This window comes from Bradyrhizobium sp. USDA 4510 (genome assembly GCF_054059095.1).
Map to the genome: position 1 here is coordinate 3,326,675 of NZ_JBSSBT010000001.1, position 19,512 is coordinate 3,346,186.

27 protein-coding genes are annotated in these 19,512 nt (G+C 64.1%); 13 read left to right on the top strand and 14 right to left on the bottom strand.

Going from position 1 to position 19,512, the window contains the following annotated elements:
* Window positions 1-111: 111 nt before the first annotated feature.
* Window positions 112-681 (bottom strand): glutathione peroxidase, encoded by a 570-nt coding sequence (locus tag ACVMDN_RS14965; RefSeq protein WP_057019911.1) that lies wholly within the window; start codon window positions 679-681, stop codon window positions 112-114.
* 102 nt (window positions 682-783) lie between these two features.
* Window positions 784-2,514 (bottom strand): L,D-transpeptidase family protein, encoded by a 1,731-nt coding sequence (locus ACVMDN_RS14970; RefSeq protein WP_456827515.1) that lies wholly within the window; start codon window positions 2,512-2,514, stop codon window positions 784-786.
* 223 nt (window positions 2,515-2,737) lie between these two features.
* On the opposite strand from ACVMDN_RS14970, the gene ACVMDN_RS14975 reads away from it, so the two are divergent.
* Window positions 2,738-3,295: a CreA family protein gene (locus ACVMDN_RS14975; protein ID WP_028332339.1), complete on the top strand. Its 558-nt coding sequence runs from the start codon at window positions 2,738-2,740 to the stop codon at window positions 3,293-3,295.
* Between the two features lie 43 nt (window positions 3,296-3,338).
* Here the strand turns inward: ACVMDN_RS14975 and ACVMDN_RS14980 are convergent, their stop codons facing one another.
* Complete coding sequence (locus ACVMDN_RS14980; protein WP_456827516.1) at window positions 3,339-3,563, bottom strand: hypothetical protein; 225 nt, start codon at window positions 3,561-3,563, stop codon at window positions 3,339-3,341.
* A 440-nt stretch (window positions 3,564-4,003) separates the two neighbouring features.
* Between ACVMDN_RS14980 and ACVMDN_RS14985 the strand changes: the two genes are divergently transcribed.
* Together ACVMDN_RS14985 and ACVMDN_RS14990 are read left to right on the top strand one after the other, a co-directional pair.
* On the top strand, window positions 4,004-4,153 hold the full coding sequence (locus tag ACVMDN_RS14985) for a hypothetical protein (protein ID WP_456827517.1): 150 nt from the start codon (window positions 4,004-4,006) through the stop codon (window positions 4,151-4,153).
* 39 nt (window positions 4,154-4,192) lie between these two features.
* Complete coding sequence (locus ACVMDN_RS14990) at window positions 4,193-4,600, top strand: hypothetical protein (RefSeq protein ID WP_057019915.1); 408 nt, start codon at window positions 4,193-4,195, stop codon at window positions 4,598-4,600.
* Window positions 4,601-4,651: 51 nt separating this feature from the next.
* On the opposite strand, the gene ACVMDN_RS14995 is transcribed toward ACVMDN_RS14990, so the two are convergent.
* The 3 genes from ACVMDN_RS14995 to pdxR are packed head-to-tail and all read right to left on the bottom strand — an operon-like array spanning window position 4,652 to window position 6,619.
* Entirely contained in the window at window positions 4,652-4,897 is a 246-nt protein-coding gene (locus ACVMDN_RS14995; RefSeq protein ID WP_210262764.1) for a DUF6719 family protein, read from the bottom strand.
* 11 nt (window positions 4,898-4,908) lie between these two features.
* Window positions 4,909-5,058: a hypothetical protein gene (locus ACVMDN_RS15000; protein ID WP_167350431.1), complete on the bottom strand. Its 150-nt coding sequence runs from the start codon at window positions 5,056-5,058 to the stop codon at window positions 4,909-4,911.
* 46 nt (window positions 5,059-5,104) lie between these two features.
* On the bottom strand, window positions 5,105-6,619 hold the full coding sequence (gene pdxR / locus ACVMDN_RS15005) for a MocR-like pyridoxine biosynthesis transcription factor PdxR (protein ID WP_456827518.1): 1,515 nt from the start codon (window positions 6,617-6,619) through the stop codon (window positions 5,105-5,107).
* Window positions 6,620-6,724: 105 nt separating this feature from the next.
* On the opposite strand from pdxR, the gene ACVMDN_RS15010 reads away from it, so the two are divergent.
* Both ACVMDN_RS15010 and ACVMDN_RS15015 read left to right on the top strand, forming a co-directional pair.
* On the top strand, window positions 6,725-7,417 hold the full coding sequence (locus tag ACVMDN_RS15010) for a pyridoxamine 5'-phosphate oxidase family protein (protein WP_430641972.1): 693 nt from the start codon (window positions 6,725-6,727) through the stop codon (window positions 7,415-7,417).
* Between the two features lie 54 nt (window positions 7,418-7,471).
* Window positions 7,472-8,749, top strand: coding sequence for an ArgE/DapE family deacylase (locus tag ACVMDN_RS15015; protein ID WP_141340473.1), 1,278 nt, complete (start codon window positions 7,472-7,474; stop codon window positions 8,747-8,749).
* A gap of 193 nt (window positions 8,750-8,942) precedes the next feature.
* On the opposite strand, the gene ACVMDN_RS15020 is transcribed toward ACVMDN_RS15015, so the two are convergent.
* On the bottom strand, window positions 8,943-9,728 hold the full coding sequence (locus ACVMDN_RS15020) for a cobalamin-binding protein (protein WP_057019918.1): 786 nt from the start codon (window positions 9,726-9,728) through the stop codon (window positions 8,943-8,945).
* Between the two features lie 149 nt (window positions 9,729-9,877).
* Between ACVMDN_RS15020 and ACVMDN_RS15025 the strand changes: the two genes are divergently transcribed.
* Together ACVMDN_RS15025 and ACVMDN_RS15030 are read left to right on the top strand one after the other, a co-directional pair.
* Entirely contained in the window at window positions 9,878-10,276 is a 399-nt protein-coding gene (locus tag ACVMDN_RS15025; protein ID WP_057019919.1) for a PaaI family thioesterase, read from the top strand.
* 140 nt (window positions 10,277-10,416) lie between these two features.
* Window positions 10,417-11,040: a GNAT family N-acetyltransferase gene (locus tag ACVMDN_RS15030; RefSeq protein ID WP_168856993.1), complete on the top strand. Its 624-nt coding sequence runs from the start codon at window positions 10,417-10,419 to the stop codon at window positions 11,038-11,040.
* 136 nt (window positions 11,041-11,176) lie between these two features.
* On the opposite strand, the gene ACVMDN_RS15035 is transcribed toward ACVMDN_RS15030, so the two are convergent.
* The 3 genes from ACVMDN_RS15035 to ACVMDN_RS15045 all read right to left on the bottom strand — a co-directional run bounded on the left by ACVMDN_RS15035 (window position 11,177) and on the right by ACVMDN_RS15045 (window position 12,665).
* Window positions 11,177-11,485 (bottom strand): hypothetical protein, encoded by a 309-nt coding sequence (locus ACVMDN_RS15035; RefSeq protein ID WP_016843036.1) that lies wholly within the window; start codon window positions 11,483-11,485, stop codon window positions 11,177-11,179.
* A gap of 89 nt (window positions 11,486-11,574) precedes the next feature.
* Complete coding sequence (locus tag ACVMDN_RS15040; protein WP_076832055.1) at window positions 11,575-11,874, bottom strand: putative quinol monooxygenase; 300 nt, start codon at window positions 11,872-11,874, stop codon at window positions 11,575-11,577.
* A 107-nt stretch (window positions 11,875-11,981) separates the two neighbouring features.
* Entirely contained in the window at window positions 11,982-12,665 is a 684-nt protein-coding gene (locus tag ACVMDN_RS15045; protein ID WP_057020059.1) for a DUF2161 domain-containing phosphodiesterase, read from the bottom strand.
* A gap of 133 nt (window positions 12,666-12,798) precedes the next feature.
* Between ACVMDN_RS15045 and ACVMDN_RS15050 the strand changes: the two genes are divergently transcribed.
* Window positions 12,799-13,257, top strand: a complete 459-nt coding sequence (locus ACVMDN_RS15050) for a GrlR family regulatory protein (RefSeq protein WP_309143779.1) — start codon at window positions 12,799-12,801, stop codon at window positions 13,255-13,257.
* A 163-nt stretch (window positions 13,258-13,420) separates the two neighbouring features.
* On the opposite strand, the gene ACVMDN_RS15055 is transcribed toward ACVMDN_RS15050, so the two are convergent.
* Window positions 13,421-13,630 (bottom strand): hypothetical protein, encoded by a 210-nt coding sequence (locus ACVMDN_RS15055; protein WP_371852171.1) that lies wholly within the window; start codon window positions 13,628-13,630, stop codon window positions 13,421-13,423.
* 49 nt (window positions 13,631-13,679) lie between these two features.
* Complete coding sequence (gene fabG / locus ACVMDN_RS15060) at window positions 13,680-14,360, bottom strand: 3-oxoacyl-ACP reductase FabG (protein ID WP_057020061.1); 681 nt, start codon at window positions 14,358-14,360, stop codon at window positions 13,680-13,682.
* A 125-nt stretch (window positions 14,361-14,485) separates the two neighbouring features.
* Here fabG and ACVMDN_RS15065 point away from each other — a divergent pair, with 125 nt between their 5' ends.
* Entirely contained in the window at window positions 14,486-15,175 is a 690-nt protein-coding gene (locus ACVMDN_RS15065) for an SGNH/GDSL hydrolase family protein (RefSeq protein WP_057019924.1), read from the top strand.
* Window positions 15,176-15,309: 134 nt separating this feature from the next.
* Entirely contained in the window at window positions 15,310-15,516 is a 207-nt protein-coding gene (locus ACVMDN_RS15070; protein WP_035634033.1) for a hypothetical protein, read from the top strand.
* A 72-nt stretch (window positions 15,517-15,588) separates the two neighbouring features.
* On the opposite strand, the gene ACVMDN_RS15075 is transcribed toward ACVMDN_RS15070, so the two are convergent.
* Window positions 15,589-16,332: a tyrosine-protein phosphatase gene (locus tag ACVMDN_RS15075; RefSeq protein WP_076832061.1), complete on the bottom strand. Its 744-nt coding sequence runs from the start codon at window positions 16,330-16,332 to the stop codon at window positions 15,589-15,591.
* An 85-nt stretch (window positions 16,333-16,417) separates the two neighbouring features.
* On the opposite strand from ACVMDN_RS15075, the gene ACVMDN_RS15080 reads away from it, so the two are divergent.
* Entirely contained in the window at window positions 16,418-16,729 is a 312-nt protein-coding gene (locus ACVMDN_RS15080; RefSeq protein ID WP_057019926.1) for an MliC family protein, read from the top strand.
* 90 nt (window positions 16,730-16,819) lie between these two features.
* Here the strand turns inward: ACVMDN_RS15080 and ACVMDN_RS15085 are convergent, their stop codons facing one another.
* The gene (locus ACVMDN_RS15085; RefSeq protein WP_050386610.1) at window positions 16,820-17,032 is read right to left on the bottom strand and encodes a DUF2735 domain-containing protein; all 213 of its coding nucleotides are present in this window, start codon (window positions 17,030-17,032) and stop codon (window positions 16,820-16,822) included.
* 539 nt (window positions 17,033-17,571) lie between these two features.
* Here ACVMDN_RS15085 and ACVMDN_RS15090 point away from each other — a divergent pair.
* Window positions 17,572-18,606, top strand: coding sequence for a glutamine synthetase beta-grasp domain-containing protein (locus ACVMDN_RS15090; RefSeq protein ID WP_024581543.1), 1,035 nt, complete (start codon window positions 17,572-17,574; stop codon window positions 18,604-18,606).
* Window positions 18,607-18,804: 198 nt separating this feature from the next.
* Window positions 18,805-19,509, top strand: a complete 705-nt coding sequence (locus ACVMDN_RS15095; protein ID WP_057020062.1) for a hypothetical protein — start codon at window positions 18,805-18,807, stop codon at window positions 19,507-19,509.
* Window positions 19,510-19,512 lie beyond the last annotated feature (3 nt).

Consider the following 19,512-nt stretch of genomic DNA (forward strand, 5'->3'; position numbering starts at 1 on the left):
CCCCAACCGATCGTACCCTAGTCGCAGTGGCGACGCCAAGGCAATGAACGTGGCGAGCGCGTGTCCAAAATCCTCGTCGGATCAGTTAATTCCGGGGATTATCGTCATATCTCAGGCGGCCGCCAATGCCCGTGCGATCCCGGTCTTGATGCGCGTGTCGTCGGGCGCAACCGACTCAGCGAAAACGTCGGCGATGTAGCCATCGCGGCCGATCAGGTATTTGTGAAAATTCCAGCGCGGCACGTCCTTCGGCCGGGCCTCCGCCGCCCAGCGGTAGAACGGATGCGCGCTCGCGCCGCGGACGATTGCTTTCGCCGCGATCGGGAAGGTGACGCCATATTGATGCTGCGCAGTCTCGGCGATCTCGGTCGGGCCGCCGGGCTCCTGGCCGCCGAAATCATTGGAGGGGACGCCAATGATGACGAAGCCGCGATCGCGGAATTCGGTCCAGAGTTGCTGCAGGCCGGCATATTGCGGCGTGAAGCCGCAAAGCGAGGCCGTGTTCACGATCATCAGCGGACGGCCGGCATAGTCGGCAAGTCTGATATCGCCGCCGCCGAGTGCCGGAAATGAGAAGGCGTAGGCGGTGATCCGGCTTATCGCGGGCTGCTCGGCATGCAGCGGGCGGGATGCCGCGGCTGCGGCGATCGCGGTCACGATCAGGGTCCTGCGGTCCATCATGGTCTCGTCCCCGGAACAGATGTTCGTCCGGATCATAATCCGGAGGGGACGCGCAGGCTTTCAAGAAGGCGTTATTGCCGGAAGCGGGTCGCCCGGATGGCCTCAGCGCAAAGGCAGGATGAAGTCAGTGCCTTCGCCGGTCTCGCCTTGGTTCACACCGAGGTCGGAGACGATGATCGATCCGCCGGTGCCGAGAGCTTCGCTGATCCGCGCCATCACGTCGGCCGGAATGGAGATGCGGTCGAGCGCCTCGGCCGGAGTGTTGGTCACCGGCTGCGGCTTGGCCTCGGCCACTGCTGCGGCCGCGACCTTGCGGCGATGCGAGGTACGCTCTTCGACGTCGATGCGGGCGACGTTGCGGGTCGGCAGCGTCACCACCGACCAGCGCAGCAGGTTCGTATCGGTCTTGTCGGCTTGTGCGGTGAACACATGGGTGCCGAGCGGCCGGTCGCTTGCCGCGATCGTCACCGGCACCTCGAACAGAGGTGCAAAATTCTGCCGCACGTAGAGCTTGGAATCCTTGCGGCTGATGAACACCGCAATCTGGCCGGCGCGCTTCGGCACGTCGATCCTGGCGGTGCCCGGCAGCCGCGCCGGATCCTTCTTGGCGTCGGGCGCATCGGCTGCAGTCGCTGCCTCGGCGGGCTTGTCAGCGGCCTTCGAGGCATCGGCCTTCGGTGCGTCGGTCTTCGGTGCATCGATCTTGGGCGCCTCGGCAACACCAGGCTTGGCGGCGTCCGCCTTCGGCTCGTCGGCCTTGGCTTCCGCCTTCACCGGATCGCTTGCGGAGACCTCGCTCTTTGGCGTGTCGGTGCTGGCGGTGGTTTCGCCGACCGTCTTGTCATCTGTGGTCGCGTTGCTGTCGTGGCCGGCGGAATTGGTCTCGGCCGGCTTGTCGGCGGCGGCCGTCTCGGGCTTCACGGTCTCGGACTTGTCCGCTGCGATCTTCTCCGCGATGGCGTCGCGCGCCGTGGAAGAGGATGCATCGGACATTGTCACTGACGCACTCGCTGCCGGCATCGCGCTGCTGGCGTCGGCGGTGTGGGTGTTGTCGCGCAGCGACGCGGCGGCATGGCCGACGCTGCTGCGCAAATCGAGACTAGACTGCTTGTCGGCGCCCTTGTCGCTCTTCACGCCGAGCGGCGCATCCATCTTCAGAATGTCGTCGGCGACCGGCTGCTGCGGCGCCACCTTTTGCGTGACCAGCAGCGGGTGCGAGAAACTTTCCGGCGAGATCGTGCCCGGCGTGACGAAGACGCGGGCGCCCATCCGCGTCCAATTGTACATCTTGACCGCGAACGACATCGGCATGCGGATGCAGCCGTGGGACGCCGGATAGCCGGGCAGCACGCCGGCGTGCATGGCGATGCCCGACCAGGTGATGCGTTGCATATACGGCATCGGCGCGCCGCTGTAGATGTTGGACTGGTGATACTTCTGCTTCTGGATGACGCTGAAGACACCCATCGGGGTCGAATGCCCCTTCATGCCAGTCGACACCGGGCTCTCGGCATAGAGGCCGTTGGCGTCGTAGAGGCTGACCCGCTGCTGGTCGATCGAGACCGAGATGATCAGGGGACCTTGCGGCTTGCTGCCGGCCTCCTTCTCGATCGCCGGATTCTTCTTGGCTGTGTTGCGCTTCGGCTTTTGCCGGTGCGGCTGCGGCATCGGCTCGTAGTCGCCGTAGAAGGCGGAGTCGCGGTTCCAGTAATAGAGCGCTGCATCGGCCTGCGTGGAGGCGGCGACGGTGCCGGCGGTCGTCAGAATTGCCAGCTGCCAGAACCGCTCATTCGCGAAGTCAAAAACCGAAATCCGCCGTCCACCTGCGCGCATATTCCGAATCCCAGTCCAAACTACATGTTGGTTGTCGCAGACGCACAAAGCGTTCACCAGCGCAAGCGATCTAACCCTTCCGTGAGGGCGGTATTTTCGACGAAAGAGTAACAAAAAAGCCTCACAAGAGGTTAAAGCGCCGCGTTCGATCACCGAACTGTCAGCGCCTTCCTGTGCGGCGTTTGCGCACTACATAGGCGGGACCCACCCCGCGGAGACCTCAATGACATCGAGAACTGTGAGCTTGTGTGACCTGCGACGGTTGTCTCGATGGGGATGCGCGGTGCTGCTGATGTTGCTGGCTTTGGGGCAGGCGGGTCCTGCGGTCGCGGCCGACGAGCCGGACCTGATCTTTCGCCGCTCCACCGTGTTCAAATGGGTGAGCCCCAACGACAAGCTCGCGACCTATGGCGTCGACGATCCCGAGGTCGAGGGCGTCGCCTGTCACTTCACGGTGCCGGAGAGGGGCGGCTTCAAGGGCTGGCTTGGCCTTGCCGAGGAAGTCTCCGATATCTCGCTGGCTTGCCGGCAGATCGGGCCGATCCGCTTCAAGACCAAGCTCGGGCAGGGCGATGACATGTTCAGCAAGCGCCGGTCGCTGTTCTTCAAGAAGATGCAGATCGTGCGCGGCTGCGACGCCAAGCGCAACGTGCTGGTCTACATGGTCTATTCGGACCGCCTGATCGAGGGCTCGCCAAAGAACTCGACGTCGTCGGTGCCGATCATGCCGTGGGGCGCGGCCGATGCTGCCGTGCAGAAGTGCGGCGAGTTCATTCAATAGCTGGAGCAGGGGCTTGGCCCAGGCGGCTGAGGCGGTGGGCGAGCTAGCGCTCGGTTTGCCCGAACTGCTTCGCGCTGATGCCAAGGCCCGATTTGACCTTCGAGTCGCGGCAGCCGACGAGGCGGACCAGCTTCTGCGGCGCGCACTCATTGTCGCCCATCACGTAGGCGCCTTGCTGCGGCATCGCGGCCGTCATCTGCTGCTGGCCGGATTTGCTCGCCGCGGATTCATTGCCAACACCGATGTTGCCATTGCCCACGACTGACATCCTTCGTTGGATCGGGAGGGATTACGACAACGTGCCACCGCGAAGATGGTTGCACGGCGCCCAGACATGAGTCGACGAAACCGCCGCCCGGTTCACCGCCGCCCTTGCTGTGCTGCTTCTCCTCTCAGCAAAGGAAAGTTAACAAAGCGCGCTAGCTCGTTCAGTTTGCACGCATAATTGGCCGTCGCTCCGGCAGTGGCCGGGGTCCGGCATTGTCGTGCGAAGTTTTCAACAGCCTTTCAGCCACGCTCCTGCCGATGAAATCATTGGTGTTTTCCGCCGAATGTTTCGTGGACCGCTGGTCGACGAAACAATTCGAGTTCCGACGAAACCATTTTCGGCTTGTTCCGCAGAACTCCGGAAACGGCAGATCGTTATCAGACCGTCACATAACGGCGCCGGATGCCGAGCGGAATAACGGAGACTGTCAGATGCGAACCATGAGCCTGATCCTCACCTTCGCCTTTGTGATGGCCGGTTCGTCGATGGCAGGCTCCCCGGACAGCGGTTTGCCCGGTATCGGCACCTTCTCCTATAACGGCTCGCCGGTGGTCACCCCGGCCCCGATGGTGCTGGCGCAGGCAAACTGAGCGCGACGCAAAAAATAGAACTGCCGGTAAAGGCTCCCCATGCTGCTCCGTATCTGTTCCGCCGCGATGTTGGCATCGCTCGTCCTGATGGGGCCTTTGGCGGGCGCCGCGCAGGCCCAATCCCAGCTCCCCCTCGAATCGATGCAGATCCGCTCACTGTACCGCGTGCCTGAACCGCGCGACGAGTTCGTGCGGCAATGCGCGCCGCATATGCTCGGCCGCTGGGCGCATCCCGAGGCGGTGTGCGGCTGCCTGCACGACCACGCCGCCGCGACCGTGGACGATCCCGACCTGCGCCAGGCGCTGCTGCGCGGTATCAGCGAGACCGGCGTGCCGACCATCGAGACCGATTGGGTGCCGCCGTCCAAGCAGGGTGAGATCGGCCCGACCTTCACCAAGATCGCCAAGCCGACCCTGCAATGCATGTTCGAGCCGGTCTCGAACTGAGCCGCGCATCAAAGCAATGAGGACCGCAGCGCCTCGCGACAGCGGGGCGTTTTACTTTTTGGCGAGGCGGGGCACGCAGCTGCTGGTCCGCACCACGCCGTTCTGGCTCAGCCTGGAGCCGACCACCTGCTTGATCTGCCCGGCCGGGCACGAGCCGTCATCGACAAGGACGCGCTGGCCGACCCGCAGATCGACGATGTCGCCCTCGCGCATGTAGGACTGCTCTGCTGCGGCGGATTGAGTCATCGCGCCAAGAGCTGCGACGCTGACCAGCGCGACGAATCCCAAGCGCAGCATCGCAGCCTCCTTTACTTGTTCTGGATCTTGAGCCCGTCGGGGCCGACATTGATCTGAAGGCCTTCGGGCTGCTTGTTCGCCTGATAAAGATTGTAGCCGAGCATGCCTGCGATCACGACCAGCGCGGCGATCACGAGATACAGGACGTTGCGATTTGGCATCCGGTATCTCCGTAAGCGGACACTGACTGAACGCGGGCGACCTTAGTCAGGTGACTGCGATTCTCCTAGAGCGCTGCGGCTTGGCGGATGGCTTGACCGATGTCTTGCGCGTCGCGCGCAGCGCGGCGAGCGTTGTCTTCGCCAATCGTTCCGCCGATGCAACGAGTTGCGGAACCGGATGGCCGGAAAATCCCAGCACGAAGCCGGGCAGAGGCGGCGCGCGATGATAGGTCTCGGCGAGCAGCCAGCCGCCGACGCCGGCATTAGCCTTTGCCTGCGCGGCAATCAGCGGATCGGTCGCGGGATCGAGCCGCGCCACGAGGTGCAGGCCCTGCGAGGGCACGGGAACTGTGAGCTCGCCTTCGGATGCGCTCACAAGCGTCGACGCCAGGATGTCGCGCGCCTCGCGATAGAGTTTGCGCGATTTGCGTAAGTTAGCCGCAAAGGCGCCGGAGTTCAGCATGTCGGCGACCGCGCCTTCCATCAACGTGGCGGGAAAGCGGTCGAGCGCGGCGCGCGCCGCCGTCACCGGGCCGATCAAGGCTTCGGGCAGGGCGCAATAGCCGATCCGCAATCCGGGAAACAGCGTCTTCGCGAACGTGCCCATGTAGATCACGCGGCGGAGATGATCGATGCCGGCCAGCGACAACAGCGGCGCGCCGTCGTAGCGGAACTCGCTGTCGTAGTCGTCCTCGAACACGAAGGCGCCGGCATCCCGTGCCCAGTCGAGCAGCTCGAGCCGGCGCGGCATCGACATCTGCACGCCGAGCGGAAACTGGTGCGAGGGCGTGACATAGGCAGCGCGCGCTTGCGGCGCGGACGCGCGCCCCTTGTCGATGCGCATGCCCGACATGTCGACCGGCACCGACACCGGACGATAGCCGCAATGCTCGATCGCGCGCCGCGCCGCCGGATAGCCAGGGTCTTCGCACCAGACCTGGTCGCCGGGCTTGAGGATCGCCCCGAGCACGATGCGCAGGGCATGCAGCGTGCCGGACGCCAGCATGATTTGGTCGGGGTCGCAGCGCAGCCCGCGCGCCGACAGCAGATGGTCCGATATCGCCGCGCGCAGCTCGCTGCTGCCGCGGGGATCACCGTAATGCAGATGCTCGGACCCGAAGGCGCGCAGCCTGCGGCCGGCGAAGGCGCGGAAGCGCTGCAATGCGCGCTCGTCGATATGGGTGCAGCCGAGCGACAGCGCATTGTGCTGCGGCGGCTCGATCGCGATCCTTGCGCGGCGCGGTGCGGCGGCCTGCGCCGGAATGCGCGCCGCGACGAAAGTTCCGGAGCCCGTGGTTGCCACCGCAAAGCCGTCGGCGATCAGCCGCTCATAGGCCGTGGTGACCGCGTTGCGGCGGAAGCCGGTCTGCTTGGCGAGCGCGCGCGACGGCGGCAGCGGCTCGCCCGGCTTGACGAGGCCGCCGACGATCGCGTGGCACAGCGCCTGATAGAGCCGCTGCTGCGAGGCCGCGCCGGGGGTGACGTGCGGGCCGGCGAGATCGAGCGGCAGCTCGGCCTTGCGCGCCGCGGGCTCCCGAGAATTGGTCGGAATTTTTCGCATGGAATTGGCACTATCGCAGACCAAATGAGCCGCTACAACTCTGGACAGATTCCAGATTTCGAAAGGCTCACCGTGACCGAAGGCGCATCCGCTCCGTCCTATCCCATGTCGTCCCGCAGCCGCGTGAAGCGCCGCCACGACCGCGGCTTCTACGACCACGCCACCGTGCACAAGATCCTCGACGCCTCGATGCTGTGCCACGTCTCCTACGTGATCGACGGCCAGCCCTATTGCACGCCGACCTTCTTCTGGCGCGAGGGCACCAGGCTCTACTGGCACGGCTCGAGCGCGAGCCGGATGCTGGAGAACCAGTCCGAAGGGCAACGCGTGTGCCTGACGGTCGCCCATCTCGACAGCCTGGTGCTGGCGCGCTGCGGCTTCAACCACTCGGCCGACTATCGCGCGGTGATGGCGTTCGGGTCGGCCTATCTCGTCACCGACCCCGCAGAGAAGGAACGCGCGATCGTCGCGATGGTCGACCGCTTCTTTCCCGAGCGCACCGCGAGCCTGCGTGCCAGCAACAAGCAGGAGATCAAGGCGACCTCGTTCATCGCGATGGAGATCGAGGAGGCCTCGGCAAAAATTCGCGCCAAGGGCGTCGCCGACGATGACGAGGATTACGAGTTGCCGATCTATGCCGAGCGCATTCCGGTGCGCACCGTGCTCGGCGCGCCGGAGCCGTGTCCGCGGCTGCTCGACGGCGTGACGCGGCCGAAGACGCTCGATGGTTATTCGGAGGGCCGGCTGCTCGAAGATGCATTGCGGGATGCCTATTTTGCGCAATACAAGGCGGAGTGAAATCGGGCTACGCTGCGGCTCCCGCCTGATCTGTTTTCCCGATGGAGCCAAAGCATGACTGCCGAGACGCAACAACGAATCCTTGCCGCTGTTGATGAGGGATTCGATGCGCAGCTTGCGACGACGCAGGCCTTTGTCGCGATCCCCTCGACCCGCGGCGCCGAGGGGCCGTGCCAGGACATGATCGGCGATCTCCTGCGCGAGCGCGGCTACGAGGTCGACGACTGGCACATCAATCTCGACGAGCTGAAGGATTTGCGCGGCTTCGGCTCGATCGAGCATGATTTCTCGAAGGCACGCACGGTGGTCGGCACCTACCGCCCGGCCAGCAATACCGGCAAATCGCTGATCCTGCAGGGCCACTGCGACGTCGTGCCGACCGGTCCGCTCGAGATGTGGGAGACGCCGCCGTTCTCGCCCGTCATCAAGGACGGCAGGATGTATGGCCGCGGCGCCTGCGACATGAAGTCCGGCACCATCGCCGCGCTCTATGCGCTGGATGCGATCAGGAAGGCCGGCCTGAAGCCGACGGCGCGGATTCACTTCCAGTCCGTGATCGAGGAGGAGAGCACCGGCGTCGGCGCGCTCTCGACCTTGCAGCGCGGCTATCGCGCCGATGCCTGCTTCATCCCGGAGCCGACCAACGGCAAGATGATCCGCTCGCAGGTCGGCGTGATCTGGTTCCGCCTGAAGGTGCGCGGTTTCCCGGTGCATGTGTTCGAGGCCGGCGCGGGCTCGAACGCGATCATGGCGGCGTATCATCTGGTGCATGCGCTGGAGAAGCTCGAGATCGCCTGGAACGAGCGCGCCAAGGCCGACCGCCATTTCAAGGGCGTCAATCACCCGATCAACTTCAATCCGGGCATCATCAAGGGAGGCGACTGGGCCTCCAGCGTGCCGGCCTGGTGCGACGTCGACTGCCGCATCGCGGTCTTGCCGGGCTGGTCGATCGCCGAGTGCCAGAAGGAGATTCTGGCCTGCGTGTCGGCGGCGGCGCGCGATCATCGCTTCCTCTCCAACAATCCGCCGCAGGTCGAATGGTCGGGCTTCCTGTCGGAAGGCTACGAGTTGGTGAACTCCGAGGCACCGGAAGCTGCCTTCGCCAAGGCGCACTCGGTCGTCTATGGCGGCGCTGTGGAAGACCGCGCCTTCACCGCGTTGACCGACACGCGCTTCTACGGTTTGAACCACAACATCCCGAGCCTCTGCTTCGGCGCCACCGGCGCGGCGATGCACGGCTTCAACGAATATGTCGAACTGGAGTCGCTGCGGAAAGCGACCAAGGCGATGGCGCTGTTCATCGCGGAATGGTGCGGCGTAGAGAAGGCGTAGCTTCGTTCTCCCTATGCCATTGCAATCATAGTCTTGTGCGTGATTGCGCAACAAATTCGCTGTCGTCCTGGCGAAGGCCGGGACCCATAACCACAAATCTTGCTTGTTGTGCAGCGCTGCGAGGACGAGTCCCGATCACAACATTAGCCGCGGAGTATGGGTCCCGGCCTGCGCCGGGACGACGCTGGAGGTTTCAGCGCTCCGCCCACAACGCCTTCACGATCGCATCGAGCCCATCGGTCAGCGCGGCGGGGCCGGGCTGCAGGATGATGGGCGACTTGATCTCGACGATGCGGTCGTTGCGCACCGCCGGGATTTCGCTCCAGCCCTCACGCTTGCGGATGCGGTCGGGCACGACCTTCTTGCCGCACCAGGACGCCAGGATCACGTCGGGCATCGCCGCGCGCACCGCGTCAGGCGTGACGATGCGATCCCTGGCCGCCTTGTGAACGCGCAAATGCGGCAGCGCGTCCTCGCCGCCGGCGATCTCGGTCAGTTCGGACACCCAGCCGATGCCGCTGATCAGCGGATCGTCCCATTCCTCGAAATAGACCTTTGGCCGCGGTGCCGGACGCGGCGTTGCCGCGATCGTCGCCAGCCGTTGTTCGAGGTTTTGCGCGAGCCGATCGGCGCGGTCGGCGGCACCGACCATTGCGCCCAGACTGCGGATCATCGCGAGGATGCCGGCGACGTCGCGCTGGTTGAAGACGTGGACGGCGACGCCGGCGCGCACGAGATCGGCGACGATGTCGGCCTGCAGATCGGAGAAGGCGAGCACCAGATCGGGGTCGAGCGCCAGGATCTTTGGCATGTCGGCGGAGATGAACGCCGACACGCGCGGCTTCTCGCGGCGGACCTGCGGCGGCCGCACCGCGTAGCCGGAGACGCCCACGATGCGGTCCTGCTCGCCGAGCAGATAGAGCGTCTCGACCGTCTCTTCGGTCAGGCAGACGATCCGACGGGGAGGGAAGTCGCGCATGGCAGGCGGTATGCAGGCTCCGAGGCACATTGTCACTGATGTCATGACGTCATTCGCGCCATTACCTCAGACGTCATTGCCGGGCCCGCTCTGGCAATCCATCATGCCCGATATCAACCTCGAAGAAGGCCACAAAGCAGGGAGTGCCCATGACGCCGCTCGAAAAGATCCAGTCGATGAAGATGCCGTTTGCGGAACTGAAGGGCGTTACGTTCATCGAGGCCGATCAGGACCGGGTGGTCGCGAAAATGGTGGTGCGGCCGGACCTCTGCACCCTCCGCAACACGATCCATGGCGGCGCGGTGATGGCCCTTGCGGACTCGGTCGGCGCCGCCGCGACCGTGATCAACCTGCCTGGGGACGCCAAGGGCACCACGACGCTGGAGAGCAAGACCAACTTCATCGGCGGCGCCAAGGAGGGGACGACCGTGATTGCGACCGCAACACCGGTTCACCGCGGGCGCCGGACCCAGGTGTGGCAGACCAGGCTGGAGACCGAAGACGGCAAGCTGGTCGCGGTGGTGACCCAGACACAGCTGGTACTATGATGGGGCGATAATGTGATTTACCAATCACCACATGCCTTAATTGAATGAATCTCGGCGCTTGAATTTTATGGTGCGTCGCACAATATAGGGGTTGCTAGGGACTCGACGCCTCCTCGAGGGCTACCAAGAGGAGTTATGAAATGAACTATGATTCCATTCGTTCGACGGCCGCCAAGGGCACCGTGCGGACGTTGAGCCAGCAGGAAGAGCTTCCGCTGCTGCGCGATCACCTGCTGCGGCTGGATCGCACCAGCCGTCATGATCGTTTTCATGGCTTCATCGACGACAGTTTCATCCGCCGCTACGCCGAGCGCTGCGCCAATGACGGCACGGTCATCATCGCCTATTTCGAGGACGGCGTGGTCCGCGGCGCGGCCGAGTTGCATCCGCCGGAGCAGTCACCGGATGCCCAGCCCGAGATCGCTTTCAGCGTCGAGCGGTCGGCGCGGCGGAAGGGCGTCGGCAGCACCCTGTTCCGCAAGCTGATCGCCGAGGCGCACGCCAAGGGCTACGGCAGCCTGCGCATCACCACTGGCGCACAGAACGATGCGATGCGGGCGCTCGCCACCAAGTTCGGTGCCCAGCTGACCTTCCGTCATGGCGAGTCGACCGGCAGCATCGACCTGAGCGAGCAGCAGCAGCCCGAAGCGGCGCCGGCTGTCACCGCGGTGACGCCGGTCGAGGCTGCGCACGCGATCGTCGAAATGAACCGCGCGTATTGGCGCATGGTGATGCAGATCTCCGGCTGGGGCCGGGCGGCCTGAATCGGCAGCGTTTCCAAGCGAAGTGGATACCGGTTCGCGTGAAGGACACGCGCCCAACAAGAATCTCGGATCAAACGAAAAAGGGCAATCCACTCAATGGATTGCCCTCTTTCTTTCAGCAATTGGATGGTGCGTCTCAGGTGCCGGTGCGCTTGTCGGTCGCAAAGCGGCGGACCACGCGGCGCTCAACCACGACGGAGCGCTGAGCGCCCTGTTCGCCGGCGATGACACGGGTTGCCGTGCCGGTGCGGGCACTGACGCGCGCGGTCTTCTTCACCTCGGCGAGCACGTCGTCATAGGGCAGCCCCATGAGGGCCGACGCGATCTCGGCCTGGGCCTCCACGTCATCGGTGATGCCGATGGCAGCGAAGATTGCTTCTTCCAGCGTCGGCGGATCATGCCGCACGCGCCGGGTGCCATACTTGGTGTTCCAGTCTCCGCTCATCGCCGCCTCATCATTGAATCGCGAGAGATACGTAAGGTCCCCAATGTTGCATTGCAATATGAATGTGAGATGGCAATCCAGCCATGCAGCTAGAGTCTCTCAATCTTGTGAGCGTCATAAAGTTCGATGGTGGTCGCCGCGGCCGCGAGAGATTGCAGCGAGCGGACGAAATCGCGTGACGCAGGGACCGCGAAATGCGCCGCCAGCGCGGCGCGGTCGGCCCATTGCTCGAAGAACACCAGTCTGAGCGAATTCTCGCAGTCGACATGGACCGCGTGGGAGATACAGCCGGGCTCGGTGCGCGAGCGATGAACATGTTCAAGGCTCAGCCGCCGCACCTCGTCGAACGAGTCGGGGCGGGCGGTGACGCTGCCGGTGACGACGATCATGATTTCCCCCTCCAATGCGCGATGAAGCCAAGTCATCATCGCACTTTAGGTTCTTGTTTGAGCATGATCTTTTCGGAAAACCGCTTCGCACTTTTCCGGATCATGCTCTACGGGATGGCTTCTGCCCCGGATGCACTCATCTGTTGCTGCGGCCAGCGCTTCAGCGCGGCGCGACCGGCATCGGTCAGCACATAGATGCCGCGCTCGGCGCGATCGAACCAGCCATAGACATTATGCAGCAGGATCTTGCCGGCGTCGGGAATATCCGCGCGGAGGTCGCGCACCCGCCGCGGCCCATCCGAAAGCGCACAGGCGCAGGCCAGCGCCTGCTGCCGGTAGGCGGTCATGATCGGCGCCCGCGTCGATCCGCCCATTGCGGGATCGCCCTTGCGCTTCTGGTGCTCGGTGATCAGCCGTGAACGTTTCTTCGGATTGCGGCGGGGCGCCGCGGTCGGCGGCGGCACCAGCACCTCGACGTCGCCGCGGTCGGTGACACCGAGCATGCCGAAGCCGAGCCGCCGGCACAGATTACGATAGCGCGCGTCGCTCTCGCGGCCCTTGCCGCGGGCCGACACCTTGGCCGCGATCCACACCTCGTCAGCGGCGCCGGCGCGATCGACCGCCTGCAGGATCAGTTCGAGATTGAAGGCGAGCTTGAGTTCACCGACCACGACGACCGGTGGATCATCGCCGCTCAGCGCCACGAGGTCGCAGCCGCCGATCTCGCCCTTCACCGTGAAGCCGAGCTTTTCCAGGAAGCGTTTGACGGGCAGATAAAGCGCGGTTTCCAACAGGCAGGCTCCTGCGGCATCGGCCGCGACTCGGTGCGCCAGCATAGCGCGGAATTGCGCCCGCCGATGCGATTGGAATTTGCCCAAGACACGGCCGAGCGGCTATTGTCGGAACCGGGACCAGGCGCAGCTCATGATCCGGAACGGGCTCGATCACATCACCGTCGAATTTCTCGACGGCGTCTCTGGCAGCAACCAGGGCGTCATGGTGCTGCGCGACGGACAGATGCGCGGCGGCGACTCGTTTTTCTTTGCCTACGGCAGCTACACCGCAGCCGATGGCAAGTGGAAGGGCGAGGTCACCAACGAGGAGCATTCGCCGACCTATGGCGAGCGCCCGGTGTGGGAACGCAAGGTGGTCACGATCGGATTTACCGGCACCTACACCGACCAGACAGCCGAAGGTGACGGCATGCCGCTCGCCGGCAAGCAGAGCTCCGCTTCCGGTCGAAGCTGCGGCTGCTGGTTGCGGACTGAACTGCCGATGCTAGTCGCGCTCGCGGCCTCAGCTGATCAGGCGATCATATTCTGCGTGCGAGCCGATCCAGAACCAGAGGTATCCTCGTTTGTTTCGACGGCAAGCGCGCGATAGCGCAAGCCAGCCCGAACGGACCAAAATCGCCCGATCTTCTTGAATTGTAGAGATGGATGACGTGAATTGCGCTTCAACAGCGCAAAGTTCGCGTCGGCGAGCTCACGGATTGGAACGGGTAGTTATTCGTAGGCAGTCCAAAATTTGGGGGAGGCCGAGTGCTTCACAAGTCGCGCGACTGTCCGGCGCGATAAGCTGCCAAGGCCTCGTCCGCCAAGGCGTCGAGTTTCCCGGCCTTTGCGTCCCGTTCGATCGCTGCATCGAAACGCTCGGCATCGAACGTTTCAAACCAGGCGCGAAAGCGGGCCAGCTCACGAGGAGGCAGCCGTTCGACGGCCTTTTCGATGTCTTCTGCAGTAGTCATCACGAGCATATGGCATCGGCCAGATCGACCCGAAAGGCATCCGGGAGAGGGAGCACATCTAAACCCGCCCGTTCACCGGCAGCAGCGCGCCGGTGACGGCGCTCGCGGCATCGCTGGCGAGGAACAGGATCACCTGGGCGAGCTCTTTCGGCGTCACCCATTTGGAGATGTCGGCCTGCGGCATCGCAGCGCGATTGGCGGCGGTGTCGATGATCGAGGGCAACACCGCGTTGACCGTGACCTTGCCCTTCAGTTCCGCAGCGAGCGACTCGGTAAGGCGGTGCACGCCGGCCTTCGAGGCGGCATAGGGACCCATGCCGGAGGCCGCCTGCAAGGCGCCGAGTGCGCCGATATTGATGATCCGTCCGGCGCCCGATTTGGTGAGATGCGGGATAGCGGCGCGCGAGGTGTTGAGCGCCGTCATCACGTTCATCGCATACATGCGCTGCCAGGTCGCCGGGTCGCCGTCGCCGACCGCCTCGAAGGTAAAGCCGCCGGCGATGTTGATCAGCCCGTCGAGCCGGCCGAAATGCGCGGCCGCCTTGTCGATCGCGGCGGTCGCCTGCGCCGTGTCGGTGAGGTCGACACCGCCCAGCTCCATATGGTCGGCCGTCGCCGCAAGCGTTGACGCGGCATGATCGATGCCGGCGACGCGCGCGCCGCGCGCCAGCGCCTCTGTGGCGACCACTTTGCCAAGCGCGCCAAGGGCGCCCGTGATGACGATGGCTTTTCCGTGCATGGCGGTCTCCGCATTCGCGAGCAAACGAATGCCCACTATGATCAGGCGGAATTCATTTGCAATGCCGCCAATTTCGCCGCCTACTGCGCGCATTCATCAATTCATTCACCTCAAGGATGTTTGCGATGCCGACACCCAGACCGTGCGAAACCCATCCCGATCTCGTCAGGTTCGGACATAAGCTGCCGCACTTCGCGGATGCGCTCCGGCATCAGCGCAAGATCAAGCTGGTGGCGCTCGGATCGTCCTCGACCGCGGGCGCTGACAACATCCTGCCGTTCCCGCCGCGGCTCGAGATGCTGCTGCGGCAACGCTTCTTCGGCCGGATGATCGACGTGATCAATCGCGGGATCGGCGGGCAGGAGGCGCCGGAGGAGTATTCGCGCATCGAGTCCGACGTGACGGCTGAGGCGCCGGTGCTGGTGATCTGGCAGGTCGGCACCAACGCCGTCTACAAGAGCTACAATCCGGCCGAGGTGCGTGCGGCGCTGGAGGCCGGGCTCGACGTGCTCGCTGCGCTTCCGCTTGACGTGGTCGTGATGGATTCCCAGTACACGCAGGCGATCGTCGGTACGGAAGCTGCGCTCAATCTCGCCAACGTGATCATGCCGATGATCGCCGAAGTGACTGCAAGCAAGAAGGTGAATCTGTTCAGCCGCTTCGCGCTGATGAAGCGCTGGACCGATGACGGGATTCCACTCGCCGAGCTCGACGATGGCGGGCAGCTTCATACCAGCGAATGGGCGACCAATTGCGTAACCCAGTCGCTGTTCGGCGCGATCGACGACGCCTTGAAGCCGGAGGCGATCACGTAAGCCCAATGACGTCGGCCCGACTACGTAAGACTACGGGGTAGGGCCTGTTGGATAAAATTTGCAGCAGTTCTGTAAGTCGTTTGCAGAACCCTTTCCTTAGAAGCGGAACTCCAGCCAAGGTAGGGGTTATGCGAATGGGAAATCTTCCGGATCACGGTTTACCGCTGGTTCAGCTTAAGGAGCAGCGGCGCGATCTCGTGGTGGCGCTGCAAAACCGCAAGGGACCAGTGGGCAGCTGGGAATTGATGCAGATCGCCGCGATCCAGCAGGCGATCTCGGCGTTCGAGGATGTGATTGCCGACCTCGATGCGGAACTCGAGCTCGAGGCCGCAGCGGCCTGAGCTTTTTTGGTTCAGCCGCGTTTTCTTCACGCGAACCGGTGTGCACGTCGCTCGAAAAGTCGGGCGAACTGATCAGGCCTGCAGATAGCGGCCTTCAAGCGCCTTGCGCTCGGCCTGGCCGAGCCCGAGGCCTTCGCGGAAATAACCGTCGAGGCTGCCATAGTCGGCATCGATCGCCTCGAATGCAGCCTCCAGAAATGCCGCGCGCACGGTGCCGAGCACCTGCTTGACGTCGTCAGGCAGCTCGGTGCTGTGGGCCGGGTCGCGTTTGTAGAACCGGTTGGTCAGGAGATAGTCGTCCGCGATCACCTGATCGGATACGCCGAGTGCGTGCAGGATCAGCGCGCAGGCAAAGCCGGTGCGATCCTTGCCGGCGGTGCAGTGGATCACCAGCGGCGCGCGGTCTTCCAATAGATGGGCAAACAGCGTGCGGTAGCGCGCGGTGTTGTCCTGCACATAGCCCCGGTAGGAGTCCCGCATCACGTCGATCGCATCGGCTTCCGAGAGCTGACGGTTGCTGGCGATCTCGCGCAGCGAAGCCACCACGGTCGGCTCGACGGGAAGCGAATGCACGGTGACGTCGCTCATGCCGCATAGCGCCTCGGCGCGCTCGGCGACGCCGCGAAAATCGAACGCGCTTCTGACCCCGAGCGAGCGCACCACGGCGACGTCCTGCTCGGTAAGATGCGCAAGATGGTTGGAGCGGAAGATCTGGCGCCAGCGCACCGTCCGCCCGTCGCGCGTCTGGTAGCCGCCGAGGTCGCGAAAATTGCTGGCGCCGGCGAGATTGAGATGACGGGCTGGGGCTTCGGACATCGGGCGGGCCTGTTGCAGCTGATGAGGTCTTGGCGCAGGAATAGCGGCGCAGACAGGTCTATAACCGGCCCGTTGGGGGGAGAATATGACTTATCGCGGGGGCGCCATTGTCATCGGCGCAATTCTTTTCGAGCTCTTTGGTTCCTCGAACGTGTCGGCGCAGTCCGCCTTTCGGAATTATCGCTGCGCCGACGGCACGCAATTCATTGCCGGGTTCTTCAACGGGGATACGCGCGCGCATCTGCAACTCGACGGCAAGGCGGTGACGCTGAAGAAGCGCCTGTCGCTGACGGGCACGCGCTACAAGGGCGGCGGAGTCACGCTCGAGATCAGCCGGGCCGGGCTTGCCAGGCTCCGGCATGCAAGGCGGCCGGCGACGGCCTGCGAGCTGGCATGAAAAAAGGGCCGAAACGCTCGCGTTCCGACCCTTGTTATTGTTCTGCTGCTGTCTGACGTTTTTGCGTCGCGCCCCTCGATCGCATCGGCATCAGTGATCGCGGCCCGGCTTGGCGTCGTCGATGGCCGCCTGATGGTACCAGCTCTCGCTGCAGGCCGAGGTCTCGACTTCAGCGGCGAGTTCGAGCGCGGTCCGCGCCTCGCCGTAGCGGCGTCCGCCGAGAGCCGCGCGGCCCCCTGCCGGGAATTGATAGATTGTTGCCGATCCCTGGATCGGTCCTTGGTTTTGGCCCGTGGTGATCATGTCAAAGTCTCCTTTGGCCGGAGCGAGCCTCCATGGTGCGCCCGACTCATTCGCGTGTGGTTACCGTGTTTTCGATATCGGCCCGGGCTGGGCGGGGTGCAAGTGAACAAGAAATAGTCATGGTTTGGCTAATTCGTGGGCAGATTCGGGTTTGCTTCCTGTGAGGCAGGATGTAGCTGACCAACGCTTGAGCCGCGACGATGGTTGCGGGGCACCCGATCGTTGGACACGAACTGTCACATGGCGCTGCCGCCGCATTAAGCGGCAGGCGATGCCGTAGCCGAATTTGCTGCAGAAACGGGCGGCGGAGGGCGCTGGGAGAAGATTTTGACTGACCGCGGCGCATGCCAGCCGCGCTGCTATGTCGCAGAAAAAAATGCGATCTCCGCTGTGGACATCCGCGGCCGGGCGGGCACCGCAGTGCAGCGACTGGCATTTTAATTGCTTAGTAAGAGCCGGCCGATGGTGGCCGGGTACGCGTGCGGCGGCCGACTGGCTTTCGGTTCCTCACGGTTTTGCATCATCAACAGAGAGGTTCAATGACCAAGTACAAGCTCGAGTATATCTGGCTCGACGGATATACGCCGACGCCGAGCCTGCGCGGTAAGACGCAGATCAAGGAATTCGCGTCGTTCCCGACCCTCGAACAGCTTCCGCTGTGGGGCTTTGACGGTTCGTCCACCCAGCAGGCTGAAGGCCACAGCTCTGACTGCGTGCTGAAGCCGGTCGCCTGCTATCCCGACGCCGCGCGCGAGAACGGCGTGCTGGTGATGTGCGAAGTCATGATGCCCGACGGCAAGACGCCGCATGTCTCGAACAAGCGCGCCACCGTTCTGGATGACGAAGGCGCCTGGTTCGGCTTCGAGCAGGAATACTTCTTCTACAAGGACGGCCGTCCGCTCGGCTTTCCGGAAGAGGGTTATCCGGCGCCGCAGGGCCCGTACTACACCGGCGTCGGCTACAAGAACGTCGGCAGCGTCGCCCGCAAGATCGTCGAAGAGCATCTCAATCTCTGCCTCGCCGCCGGCATCAACCACGAAGGCATCAACGCCGAAGTGGCGAAGGGCCAGTGGGAATTCCAGATCTTCGGCAAGGGCTCCAAGACCGCCGCTGACCAGATGTGGATGGCCCGCTACCTGATGCTGCGCCTCACCGAGAGCTACGGCATCGATATCGAATTCCATTGCAAGCCGCTCGGCGACACCGACTGGAACGGCTCGGGCATGCACGCCAACTTCTCGACCAAGTACATGCGCGAAGTCGGCGGCAAGGAGTACTTCGAGAGCCTGATGAAGGCCTTCGACAAGAACCTGATGGATCACATCGCCGTCTACGGCCCGGACAACGACAAGCGCCTGACCGGCAAGCACGAGACCGCGCCCTGGAACAAGTTCAGCTACGGCGTGGCTGACCGTGGTGCCTCGATCCGCGTTCCGCACTCCTTCGTCAACAACGGCTACAAGGGCTATCTGGAAGACCGTCGTCCGAACTCGCAAGGCGACCCCTACCAGATCGCTTCGCAGATCCTGAAGACGATCTCCGAGGTGCCGACCGGCGCCAAGGCTGCGGCTTAAGTGGCTGCGGCCTAAGCTGCTATCGGACCCGGATGGAGCCATCCGGTACCGCAAATCGGGTCCGCCAGGGCGACAGCCTTGGCGGACCTTCGCTATTTAGCGATACCCTTTGCAGGCGGCGTTCCGCCGAAACCGGTTTCGCTGCGTTATGAACCGCGCTAGATAACGGGTGCATCTTGGCTGCCGGGGATGCGGCGCTTGTTTGAGGGGTTTTACAAGGTCCGGTTCGAACTCGGCGGCGCCGTCGGCCGCGGCGTGATGTATGTCGGCGATGGCAAGATGCTGGGCGGCAATTCGGCGTTCGCCCATATCGGCACCTACGAGAAAGCCGGCGACGAGGTCGCAGTCGAGATCCAGACCGTCCGCCATAACCCCGATCCGAACTACCGCGCGATGGCCGGTACCGATGACGCCACGCTGATTGCCAAAGGCCGGCCGGACGGCGACCTCTACCGCTTCAAGGGCGAGCTGAAGGAGTTGCCCGGCGTGCCGTTCCAGTCGGTGATGACGCCGATCACCGAGGGGGACATCCCGCTCGCCGGCGGGGTCGGCGAGGGCGGCGTCATCAACGGGCTCTATTCGATCCACATCCGCGTGCTCGACGGGGTCGACGGCGGCCTCACCGGCGTGATGCTGCTGAACAATGGCCGCATCCTTGGCGGCGACGCTTTCTTCTACTATCTCGGCACCTACACCTCCGAGAAAGGCCGCTGGAAGGGCCAGATCCTCAATCAGGAGCACACTTCGGCGATGGGCGAGAACCCGATCTTTGGCGGCCACGAGGTCGGCATCGGCTTTGCCGGCACCTGCGACGCCGAGGGCGCCGTGCTGGAGGCGACCGCGCTTGCCGGCAAGCGCAGCCTGCGCCTCACGGCCGCGCTCAAGCTGATGCGGCGGGCATAGGCC